The organism is Salegentibacter sp. 24, from assembly GCF_004362395.1.
Classification (GTDB): Bacteria; Bacteroidota; Bacteroidia; order Flavobacteriales; family Flavobacteriaceae; genus Salegentibacter.
Genome location: NZ_SNWE01000037.1, coordinates 17360 through 28458 on the forward strand (window position 1 = coordinate 17360; position 11099 = coordinate 28458).

11 protein-coding genes are annotated in these 11099 nt (G+C 36.4%); all 11 read right to left on the bottom strand.

Annotated features, from left to right (window positions below):
- Window positions 1-4: 4 nt before the first annotated feature.
- The 11 genes from DET49_RS17675 to DET49_RS17725 all read right to left on the bottom strand — a co-directional run bounded on the left by DET49_RS17675 (window position 5) and on the right by DET49_RS17725 (window position 10993).
- Window positions 5-1507 (bottom strand): aldehyde dehydrogenase family protein, encoded by a 1503-nt coding sequence (locus DET49_RS17675; RefSeq protein WP_034893317.1) that lies wholly within the window; start codon window positions 1505-1507, stop codon window positions 5-7.
- Between the two features lie 210 nt (window positions 1508-1717).
- Entirely contained in the window at window positions 1718-2557 is an 840-nt protein-coding gene (locus tag DET49_RS17680) for a helix-turn-helix domain-containing protein (RefSeq protein WP_133550081.1), read from the bottom strand.
- Between the two features lie 167 nt (window positions 2558-2724).
- The gene (locus tag DET49_RS17685) at window positions 2725-3597 is read right to left on the bottom strand and encodes a cation diffusion facilitator family transporter (protein ID WP_133550083.1); all 873 of its coding nucleotides are present in this window, start codon (window positions 3595-3597) and stop codon (window positions 2725-2727) included.
- An 8-nt stretch (window positions 3598-3605) separates the two neighbouring features.
- Complete coding sequence (locus tag DET49_RS17690; protein WP_208109668.1) at window positions 3606-4109, bottom strand: DUF2231 domain-containing protein; 504 nt, start codon at window positions 4107-4109, stop codon at window positions 3606-3608.
- 9 nt (window positions 4110-4118) lie between these two features.
- Window positions 4119-4439, bottom strand: a complete 321-nt coding sequence (locus tag DET49_RS17695; RefSeq protein WP_133550085.1) for a hypothetical protein — start codon at window positions 4437-4439, stop codon at window positions 4119-4121.
- Between the two features lie 220 nt (window positions 4440-4659).
- Complete coding sequence (locus DET49_RS17700) at window positions 4660-5427, bottom strand: undecaprenyl-diphosphate phosphatase (RefSeq protein ID WP_133550087.1); 768 nt, start codon at window positions 5425-5427, stop codon at window positions 4660-4662.
- Window positions 5428-6321, bottom strand: a complete 894-nt coding sequence (gene corA / locus DET49_RS17705) for a magnesium/cobalt transporter CorA (protein ID WP_243729717.1) — start codon at window positions 6319-6321, stop codon at window positions 5428-5430.
- Window positions 6322-6433: 112 nt separating this feature from the next.
- Window positions 6434-7594 carry a site-specific tyrosine recombinase/integron integrase gene (gene xerA, locus DET49_RS17710; RefSeq protein ID WP_133550091.1) on the bottom strand — a complete coding sequence of 387 codons (1161 nt, stop codon included), beginning with the start codon at window positions 7592-7594 and terminating at the stop codon, window positions 6434-6436.
- Between the two features lie 178 nt (window positions 7595-7772).
- Entirely contained in the window at window positions 7773-8075 is a 303-nt protein-coding gene (locus tag DET49_RS17715; RefSeq protein ID WP_208109669.1) for a hypothetical protein, read from the bottom strand.
- Window positions 8076-8273: 198 nt separating this feature from the next.
- Complete coding sequence (ltrA, locus tag DET49_RS17720) at window positions 8274-9572, bottom strand: group II intron reverse transcriptase/maturase (RefSeq protein ID WP_208109670.1); 1299 nt, start codon at window positions 9570-9572, stop codon at window positions 8274-8276.
- A 566-nt stretch (window positions 9573-10138) separates the two neighbouring features.
- Entirely contained in the window at window positions 10139-10993 is an 855-nt protein-coding gene (locus tag DET49_RS17725; protein ID WP_243729718.1) for a reverse transcriptase domain-containing protein, read from the bottom strand.
- Window positions 10994-11099 lie beyond the last annotated feature (106 nt).

The window sequence follows — 11099 nt, forward strand, 5'->3', positions numbered from 1 at the left end:
TTAATTAAAAGAATCCCATAGGTTTCTTGTCGTAAGAGATCAACATGTTTTTTACAACACGGTAATGATCTAAAGCCATTTTGTGGTTTTCACGACCGAATCCTGATTCTTTAACTCCACCAAATGGTGCGTGAGCTGGATAGGTATTGTATTGGTTTACCCAAACTCTACCTGCTTGTATTGCACGTGGTACTTGGTATAATTCGTGAGCATCACGAGACCAAACACCAGCACCTAATCCGTAAGGTGTGTCGTTTGCAATAGCAATCGCTTCTTCCGTAGTTTTAAACGTTGTTAAGGCTACAACAGGTCCAAAAATTTCTTCCTGGAAGACTCTCATTTTGTTATCTCCTTTTAAAACGGTTGGTTGTACGTAATAACCTTCAGATAATTCACCTTCATAGTTACCAGCTTCACCACCAGCTAAAACAGCAGCACCTTCTTCAATACCAATTTTAATATAGTTTAATATTTTTTCGTATTGCGCTTTAGATACCTGAGAACCAATCATTGTTTCTGGATCTAATGGGTTTCCTGGTTTTACTAATTTTAAACGTTCTTGCATTTTTTCAACAAAACGATCTGCAATATCTTCGTGTACTAAAATACGAGATGGAGTGGTACAAATTTCACCTTGATTTAAAGCAAACATTAATGCACCTTCAATAGCTTTACTAAAAAACTCATCATCTTGAGCTGCTACAGATGGGAAGAAAATGTTTGGTGATTTACCACCTAATTCCATAGTTACAGGAATAATATTTTCTGCTGCATTATGTAATACTGTACGTCCAGTTTCTGTAGAACCTGTGAATGATAATTTAGCAATTCTGTTAGATGTTGCTAATGCTGCACCAGCTTCTTTACCAAAACCAGTTACAATGTTTAATACACCTGCTGGTAAAATATCACCAATAAGTTCCATTAACATCATAACACTTGTTGGTGTTTGTTCTGCTGGTTTTACAACTGCTGTACAACCTGCTGCTAAAGCTGGAGCAATTTTCCATGCTAACATTAACATTGGGAAATTCCATGGGATAATCTCTCCAACCACACCAACTGGCTCGTGTAATACGATACTTACAGTGTCTTTGTCATGTTCTGAAATACTACCTTCATCTGCACGAATTACACCTGCGAAATAACGGAAGTGATCGATACAGTAAGGAATATCTGCAGCACGAGCTTCACGAATTGGCTTACCATTATCAATAGTTTCTAAGGTTGCTAAATACTCTAAATTATCTTCCATAACCTGAGCAATTTTTAATAACGCATTGCTACGTTCTGTTGCAGACGTGTTACTCCAAGCAGGAAACGCTTCGTGTGCTGCATCTAATGCAAGATCGATATCTTCTTGTGTTGATCGTGCTGCTTGTGTAAATACTTTACCATCTACAGGAGATCTGTTTTCAAAAAATTGCCCTTTTACTGGGTCTACGAATTTTCCTCCAATAAAGTTCCCGTATCTTTCTTTGAATACAGGTTTTGTTACATTTGCCATAATTATAATTTTTAAATTTGATTTTAATTTATACTTGCCAAAACAAGCGTTGTGTAATTATGGTGCAAATGTATGTTGGGTTATTACCTTTCTATTTACTGATATGGTTCAATAACTTATGAAAAAAGGTCAATGTGGATATTTGTGAAGAATAAATATGAAATAAAACACTTAAATAGCTAATAAATAGAGGTTTGTGTAATTTATTTTTTAATTCGAAATATCTGTTGGACTAATTCCGAATTTGTTTTTAAAGGCTACACTAAAGTTAGACAGGTTGTTATAACCAATATCTAAATAAATATCTGAAGCTTTTAATTCACCTCCTTGCAACAATTCTTTAGCTTTTTGAAGACGTTTGTCTTGAAACCATTTTCCAGGTGGCTCCTTATATTCGTTTGTAAAATGACGTTTAAAAGTTGATAGACTCATATTACAGAGAAAGGCAATTTCTTCCACTTTTAAATTGGAATCTACATTGCTCTCTACTGTATTTTTGAATGGCGAAACCTCTTTAGAAATTAAAGAGTGTAAATAAAATTCGAATTCATTACCATATTTATTAAGCATGTAGAGCATTATTTCTTCAAATTTTAAAGATAATAGCGCATTGCTATAACTATGATCTGAAAATTTGCTTGAAGATAAAGAGCTTATAAAAGAAGCAATATAATCATCATTTTCAATTACAAAATATGGTACATCCTCCTTATAAGGTTTTACATTACTCGTGTACTTACTTAAAAAATCTGTGAGTTTTTTTTCTGAAAAAAAGAGAAGTTTACAGTAGTAAATGGCTTCTGTATCCAGTAATTCTGTCCATAGCCAATTTCCTTTTTTAAGTAATAATGATTGGTCTTTATTTACAGCAACCGATTTTCCTGCAAAATGTACTTGTTTTTTTCCAACTTGTAAAAAGCTGAACATATTCATTCCTAAATTGACTTTGCTTTTCACAACATCGCTTGTCATTTTAAAGTCATATACAAATATGTCTTGTTGTACTTTTGGGTCTTTAAAGAAAATTTCTGGTATGTTCTCTATTGGCATTTAGATTTATTTTAGCTTGCAGGTAACGGTTTCGTATAACCGCCAGTTACGGGTTAATATACTCAGACTTTTTGGTTAAGCACAGACTTTAGCAATTCCGAGTGGATTTGAACGTAGTCGAATCCGCCGTAATTGCGGTTATACATTGTTGGCAGCTGGTTTTTAGTTTATTCAGGTTCAATGTGAATGGTAATATGTGCTATTTCAGGCAGTTCGTTTTGAATTTTATCTTGTAGTTTATGAGCTAAAAAATGACCTTCTTCTACTGTAATTTTTCCATCTACTATGGCGTGAAGTTCAATTAAATATTTCATTCCTGCTTTTCGTACAAAACATTTTTCTGTTCCTTTTATGCCATTTACTGTGTTTGAAACTTTACGAATATCTTCAATTAAATCATCATATAGATGTTCGTCCATTATTTCTCCTAAAGCAGGTCTGAAAATAAGATACGCATTATATAGAATAAATGCAGAAGCAAACAGAGCAGCCCAATCGTCGGCTGTTTCATAACCTTTTCCAAAATACAATGCAATTGAAATACCTATAAAAGCAGTTACAGAGGTAATGGCATCACTTCTATGATGCCAAGCATCTGCTTTAAGAGAAGAACTTTTAATAGTCTTTGCTTTTTTGGAAACATATCTGTACGATCCTTCTTTCCATAGTATTATTAAAGCAAGTACAATAAGTGTCCAAGCTTCTGGGATTTTATGTGGTGTTTGAATATTAATGATGCTTTCGTAGGCAATTACAGTTGCCGAAGTAACTAAAAAAGCAACAACTAGAAAGGTTATTAATGGTTCTATTCTAGAATGACCAAATGGATGATTATCGTCTGGTGGTCGTTGGGCATATTTAAAGCCTAGAAGTACAAAAAATGAAGAGAAAATATCGGCTGTCGATTCAATACCATCTGCAATCAAGGCATACGAATTGCCTAAAAAGCCTGAAATGAGTTTAATGGCTGCCAACAGAACATTTCCAACGATGCTAAAAAGGGTTGCATTTATTGCCGATTTTTCATTTGTTAATTCCATAAACAGTTCTATTTTACAAATTCAGAACAATCAGCAGAGGGTTTATACGTACCTGCACCTTGTTGATAGACCAAGGAAGCTCCTAAATGTCCTGTATAAAATAAGCCGAAAAGAGCTAAAATTATTAGAAAAAAGCTAATTGATTTAAATAGATGTAAAAATTTGTGTGTAATGAATTTCGATGAAATTTTAATACCTAAACCAATTGAATAAACAATTAATGTAGTATAAGCCCACCATTGATGTTCTTGTAAAACTTTAGGGTCACAAATTTTTCTAACTTCAATAGAATAAGCCAATTCTCCTGTATAAATAGCAATCCAACCACTCAATACTCCTATGCCTAGCATTACAAAAATCATCTGTTTTATAAAAAGATGATACGATTTATTTTTAACAAACAAACTTAATATAGCTGCTAATGAGGCTAAAAGCAAAGTGGCAATTGGCAGGTGTACAGAAAGAGGATGCCATACTTCTTCTCTCCAAATTGAAGGTATTTCTGCAATCATCAGCTTATGTTACTCAAGAATTTTTACAGAAACTGGCACATTTTTGTTTCCTTGTTTTTCAACGGTTATCTCAACTTTACCATTTTCTTTCAGTGCATCAAAAGTGGTAGTTTGTCCGTCACTGGTCATAAGTTTAGTTTCGTCTGTAAAATAGAGTTCAACTAATTTATCATCAGAGGTTCTTACATAAATTTCTTTTTCTCCTAGTTCAACTTCTTCAGCCACACCTTGATATGTTCCCGAATTTACAACATCAGTATTCTTGTTTTCGCCACAAGAATTTACTAAAAAAGTTCCTCCTAATAATAATCCTAAAATTAATTTTTTCATTGTTTCTGTTTTTTATGATTTTTCAAAGTTATAAAATGTATTCTGTCTTTTTTGTATTACCACGTTTTTTTAACTTGCTGCCAACGGTCAAGTATAAGAGCAGTAGCGGATTTCAAGGCGATTACCTGTCCGCCACCACTAAAGTTTATTAAATGCACAGTCCTTGATTTTACCACCTTACCCGCTATTGCTCTTATACAATGTTAGGCACTGGCTTTTTTCAAGTCATTGTAAGTAAGAATATTAGTCCGATTATTATTCGGTAATATCCAAAATGTTTAAATCCATAATTCTCTACTATTTTAAGGAACAGTTTTACTGCGAACCAAGCACTTATAAAGGCAAATATTAATCCTATTGCAAGCATAAGTATTTCATTTTCGGTGAATTCAATTGGTGTTTTTATCAGGTCATAACCTGTAGCTGCAAACATTGTAGGGATAGCCAGCAAAAACGAAAATTCGGTTGCTTGTTTTTTGTCTAATTTATTAAACACACCACCGATAATAGTTGCTGCTGCTCTTGAAGTTCCCGGAATCATTGAAAGGCATTGCATCAGTCCGATATAAAAGGCATTTATATAGGGAATGTTTTCGAGCGTATCTACTTCGGTTCTTCTGTTTATCACCTTATTGTCAATCCAAATTAAAACGATACCCCCAATGATTAACGATATAGAAACTACCACAGGATTAAATAAATAAGCCTTGATAAAATCATAAGCCAAAAATCCGATTATAGCGGTCGGGATAAACGCAACAATTAATTTAAGGTAAATGTCAATTCCTTGCAGAAAACGCTTAAAATACATCAGTGCTATGGCAAGTATGGCTCCTAATTGAATGGCGACTTCAAAGGTCTTTACGAATTCGTCATTATGAATTTTCATTGCTGCCGAAGCTAAAATCATATGACCTGTGGAAGAAACAGGAAGGAATTCTGTGAGCCCTTCGATAATTGCCAAAATGATTGTTTCAAGAAATCCCATTTACAACCATTTTTTGCGTTTAAAGAAAAGGAGTGTCAAAACGGAGGAGATTATCATCAGCAAAATGGCGAATGGGTAGCCCCAAATTTCATCCAATTCGGGCATAAATTGAAAGTTCATACCGTACATACTGGCAATAAGTGTAGGAGGCATAAACACAACGGTAACAACAGTGAAAATTTTGATGATACGGTTTTGCTCCATATCTACAAGTCCGAGAAATGTATTTTGGAGGAATTCCAGGCGTTCAAAGTTAAAACTGGTGTGGTCGAGCAAAGAGCCAATATCTTTAATCATCACCCGAAGGGTTTCATAGTTTTCTTTCGGAAAGAACTTGCTTTTTAAAATTGCCGATAGAATCCGTTGTTTCTCCACTATGTTTTCCCTTATCGCTATAGTCGATTCCTGAAAAGCGGTGATTTGCAGGAGCAACTCTCTTTCAAGGTCATTGTCTTTGACCAATCCTTTACTGATTTTCGTTATTTGTTCCGTAATGTTCTCAATCAGGTCAGCGTCAAAGTCAATACGTATTTCAAGAATGTTGAGAAAAACATCAATTCCGTTTTTCGCTCTTACTGAACGGATTTTTTGATATGTGTCCGTAAAAGTCTTGTACTCTTGCTGACGTTGGGTGATAAGAAAATCATTTTTGAGAATGAACGAAACAGGTTCATTGATATAGTTTCCGTTTTCTGCTCTCAGGAAGTTTAAGTTAATCCCGATTTCATTTTCGGACTCTGAATATTTAGAACTGGATTCAATTTCTTCCCGTTCCTGTGGTGTAAATAATTCTATATCAAAAGTTTTTTCCACCTGTTCTATTTCTTCGGTGGATGGGCTAATCAGGTCAATCCAAATGATGTTGGGAAGCAGAAAGTCTGTTCCTGTGTTCATTTTGAATTGTCCGTTTTCTATGCTTACATATTTTATCATTTCTTACTTGCTGTGTCGTTCTATTTAGCTTGTGCCTAACGTGTTATATGAGGATAAATATACCTAATATCCCCTAATATTTTTGGGATAATGGGAGGTTTTCTTCCAAATTATCCCTTTTATTAAGTTTTTGAATAGCAGTATCTAACGGGCTTTCTATGGCCAATAAATCCTTTCGGGCCACGTGGGTATATATCATAGTGGTTTCAGGTTTGGCGTGACCTAATAATTCCTGGATATGCCTTAGGCCTACGCCGTTTTCAAGTAGGTGTGTGGCATAACTGTGTCGTAATACATGGGGTGAAACTTTTATAGTTATTCCAGCCTCTTTTGCATATACATCCAAAAACTTTCTCACACTACTGGCACTATATGGCTTATTTCTCGGTCCTTCCACAAAACGCTTTTCTGGTTTATAAGAATTTATATAATTGTTTAATAAGGGTATAATTTGTTGGGATAGTGTGCTATACCTGTCCTTTCTACCTTTTGAATTCCTAATAAAAAGTTGATTTCTTTGAAAATCAATATCTTTAAGCTCAAGGGAAAGTAATTCGCTAATCCTTAAACCCGCCGAATATAAAACTGCAATAACAGCCCGGTGTTTTAGGTTTTTGGCAGCTTGTATCAATTTAATTACTTGCTCCTGGGATAGCACCTGGGGTAGCTTTCTGGATTTTTTTGGCCGCTCTAGAGTAGCTCCTTCCATTTCTGTATAAGGATAATATCTAATAAACAGTTTTAGAGCACTTATAAACTGCCGTTGGCTACTTATGCTATATCTTCGTGGGACAAACACCTTTTCTATGAATTCTTCTACCTCTCGATTGGTCAAAATCCTTAGAGTTTTATTTCTATGAAAATGTACCAATTCAGCAATAAAGAAAGTATAGGTTTTTATAGTACTTTCGCTGTATCTTTTACCCCTTAGATAAATACTAAAACCGTTTAAAACTTTGTTTTGATCTTTTGAGAAATCACGTTTTTCCTTCTTTTTACCTAAGTTTCGATTAAAGTCTTCTTGTTGCAAAACTGCAATGGGACTTAAAATACGAAAGGCTTTTTTAAGATTTTCCTCGGTATGTGAGAAATACCATAATCTATTGGTTTTACTCCATTTTGCTCCAAGTTTATTTTTTACGAGAATGCGTAAAGTGTTGTTGTATTTAAAACTTAAACCAATCTGCGGCAATCCATCATAATTGAAGTTAATGATTTTAATAACAGGTTTCATGTCTCTAATATAACCAATTTAGTGATACCTAAAATATTGTAGCGAATTTAGCTACTAACCCGATATTTTTTTGGAAATCTCCACGCTCTGCTTTATAGCTATGATATATCTGCTCCATTTGTACTGTAACTTGCACCTGGTTTTTGTGCTGTTTCTATAGCATACAGGAAGTTAAGCGTTAAATAAAAACAGCATTTGGGCGCACAAGGTTTTTTACTAAAAAAATCCAGAATATAAAATCTCTATTCTCTTTTTGAACAATTAGAAGCGATATTCCGGCAGTTATCGCATTTATAAAAATATTGGAATCTTTAGAAAAATGGGGTTGATCGATTAAAGAAAGCAAAATAAGGAGTAAGAGGCCAGATGTAAACCAAAAATCATCCAGTAAAAAATTGTAATTCCCTGTTAGAAATCTTCCTAGAATTACCAGAATTATAAGTGAAATTCCTAAAAATGATAGTCTATAGTTTTTACTCATATTTTTCTGAATAATTGCGGGCAACGGTTACGGTGTCGAGTAGACAAGGGGAATTTCACCCCAAGCCTCTCACAGGTAGGGTCGAACGCTGGCGCACCAATCTTTCGATCGTGTTTCCAGCACCCGCCTCGTCAAACGCAGCGTGCGCATTTAACGCACTGCGCTTTCCTAATGATTTCTTATCTTGCTTATAGCCTATCATGTTGGTGAAACTTTCCTTGGGGATACTCGAAAGTCGCTATATATGTTATATATGGCATACAACCCTTTTGTACTCCATCTCATCCAACCGAAGCCCGATCTTCCTTTGGCTCTCATCAAATGCCTTCGAATCTTTTTGGTTAGCCAATCTTTTACGTATCCGAATACTTTACTTGAGTGCCCTACTTTAAAATATTGAACCCATCCTCGTAATATTGGATTGATTAGCTCCCTTACCCTTGTCAAGGGCTGTGATTTATGACGCTGAAATACATCCCTTATTTTCTCCATCAACTTCACCCTGGACTCCATCTTGGGTTGATAGTTTACCCTCCATTTACCCGACTTCGTTTTTAATCTCCTGAAGTCGAAGCCTAGAAAGCCAAAGCTATCCCCCTTTCGTAAGTCCAGTTGTTTTGTCTTTTCTTCGTTAATGGTTACTTGTAATTTCTGTAGTTCTTCCCGCAGTCTCTTGTTGACCCCTGCCCATAGCCATCCCCACTTGGGATGTCCATCTACTAATATTACAACATCATCGGCAAACCTTGCGTATTCCAGGTGTGTGTATTTTCCTTCACGAGTTGTTTCTTTCGCTTTTTCAAGCATCTTGTCAACTTCGTTCAGGTAGATATTGCTCATCAGTGGTGAGAGTACCGATCCTTGTGGAACGCCTTCTTTACCACCGATTTTCAGCATTTGCTTGAGCAGTCTCAATACCTTGTCATCTGAGATGCGTTTGGCTACTTTTTCCAATAGAATGTGATGTTTCACTGTATCAAAATACGTTCTCAGGTCTAAATCAATAACCCGTGTCTTGTCTTTTACTACAGCCTCCGCAACCCGTTCTATAGCCTGATGTGCTGTTCTTTTAGGGCGGTAACCATATGAGCCTTTCTGGAAGTCCGCTTCAAAAACCGGTTCCAGTATCAGTTTCACTGCCCCCTGAACAACCCGGTCCCGGATCGTCGCGATGCCTAGCTTCCTGGTCTTGCCATTTGCTTTGGGAATCTCTTTGATCCTGTTCCGTGAAGGTCGGTACGTTTCGTTGAGCAGTTCTGTTTGTATATCCAGCAGAAAAGCTTCCACGCCTGCTAGTTCTATCTCATCAAAGGTCATCCCGTCTATTCCCGGTGCTCCTCTATTCCTTTTGGCCATTTGATAAGATTCCCTTAGCGTGTTTAGCTTACATACGTGTACATACATGCCCCAGAAGCGATGGGTGTTATCAGCCTTCGCTTTGATGTATATCTTCCTTCTCAGTTCCTGCAATGTAATAGACGTTTTTATCATTTTCATCCTTGCCTCCCATTTTTGTTAGAAGATTATCATTAGTAAGGAGACTTCGCTCCATCCCCATTACGGAACTTCTTCGCTACTATTCTCCTCTCCGACTCCCTCTCATCTTCGGTTCATTTCCTTGCTTTCAAGTTATAGAACCTACCTTGCTCCGGTCGTTTCTGCCCGGGATGAGGAGGGTCTCTCCAGTTGCGTCACATATCCTTGCTACCATGCTGTCGCTACCACCCCGCCGGACGTGTCATTCCCGTTTCAGTCAGTTTCGGAAAAACATGCTGCCTTCGCTATACGGCTATTAGCTCGGCCTGCCGGATTTAATCACTTTCGAGGCTACCTGTGCGTTCACTTTCGTTACGGCCTGGTAACTTGCACAACCTGCTAAACAGGTCGTTTGTTAATGAGCTTCATAAGTTTCATTTCTTCCACCCATGTCATTTAGCTACAGAGCTTTGACTTTTACTCTGATGGGACTTTCCCCCACTGGATATGTCCACCTTTGCTGGACGCACAACCGTACGTGATAGTCTCCCATCATACGGCTCCTGTTATACAATCTAAATTACAAATTACCATATATATCCCAACTGCCAATGATAGAATAGTTTAGGATATTGTTCCTTAACTCTTTCAAACCACTGATAGGCTCGTTTTATACTGGTTTTGTAACGTTTATACCTTTTTCTTGCCCATTTCACGATACGATTATTCAATAACTTGAAGACCTTGTGTAACATTGACCTTCTAAATTTACCATAGTAGTTCACCCATCCTCTAATCATTGGATTAAGAATGGCAGCAATTCCTACTATACAATCAGAAGTCATTCGTTCTACTCTCAATTCTTCAAGTTTATCTGCAATTCGTTTTCTCGAACTTATACTTATGCCGCAATCAAAGCCAAGATAAAGTCCTTTTGATTTCTTCGATTTTGTAGTTCTAGGTTGATAAGAATAACCCAGAAAATCAAACTTCACATTGGAATACTTTTCTTGTCTTCGATAATCTTTGCAGTATACAATTTTGGTTTTCTCTGGGTGTAACTCCAGACCAATCTGGTACATCCTGCTTTTGATAGCTCTAAGTGTTTGCTCTGCGTGCTTTTGACTTTTACAGTTCACAATCACATCATCGGCATAACGTGTGAATTTTACCGTATTGTCTTTCTTTTCCAGCCATTGATCTAAGCCATAGTGAAGGAAAAGGTTTGCCAGTAATGGACTTATAACACCTCCCTGTGGAGTTCCTTTTCCCTGGTTAGGGACTAAATTTCCAGACTTTGTCATTACTGGACTTGCGAGCCAACGTGCTATATATAACCTAACCCATCTTTCGGGAACGTGTTTTTCTATAGCAAGCATCATTTTATGATGGTCAATGTTATCAAAGAAACCCTTAATGTCCAGATCAATAACCCAATCCATTTTCCAACAGTTGTATATATTAATATAGAACTACCCCACATTTCAATTTAAAAGTATACCACTTATTACCAACTTGAACGTCCAACCAGAGACGTTCGAAAAATGA

Coding starts and splice junctions, on each gene's coding strand:
- DET49_RS17675 (WP_034893317.1), bottom strand. CDS start 1,507: ATGGCAAATGTAACAAAACCTGTATTCAAAGAAAGATACGGGAACTTT.
- DET49_RS17680 (WP_133550081.1), bottom strand. CDS start 2,557: ATGCCAATAGAGAACATACCAGAAATTTTCTTTAAAGACCCAAAAGTA.
- DET49_RS17685 (WP_133550083.1), bottom strand. CDS start 3,597: ATGGAATTAACAAATGAAAAATCGGCAATAAATGCAACCCTTTTTAGC.
- DET49_RS17690 (WP_208109668.1), bottom strand. CDS start 4,109: ATGATTGCAGAAATACCTTCAATTTGGAGAGAAGAAGTATGGCATCCT.
- DET49_RS17695 (WP_133550085.1), bottom strand. CDS start 4,439: ATGAAAAAATTAATTTTAGGATTATTATTAGGAGGAACTTTTTTAGTA.
- DET49_RS17700 (WP_133550087.1), bottom strand. CDS start 5,427: ATGGGATTTCTTGAAACAATCATTTTGGCAATTATCGAAGGGCTCACA.
- corA (WP_243729717.1), bottom strand. CDS start 6,321: ATGAACACAGGAACAGACTTTCTGCTTCCCAACATCATTTGGATTGAC.
- xerA (WP_133550091.1), bottom strand. CDS start 7,594: ATGAAACCTGTTATTAAAATCATTAACTTCAATTATGATGGATTGCCG.
- DET49_RS17715 (WP_208109669.1), bottom strand. CDS start 8,075: ATGAGTAAAAACTATAGACTATCATTTTTAGGAATTTCACTTATAATT.
- ltrA (WP_208109670.1), bottom strand. CDS start 9,572: ATGAAAATGATAAAAACGTCTATTACATTGCAGGAACTGAGAAGGAAG.
- DET49_RS17725 (WP_243729718.1), bottom strand. CDS start 10,993: ATGGATTGGGTTATTGATCTGGACATTAAGGGTTTCTTTGATAACATT.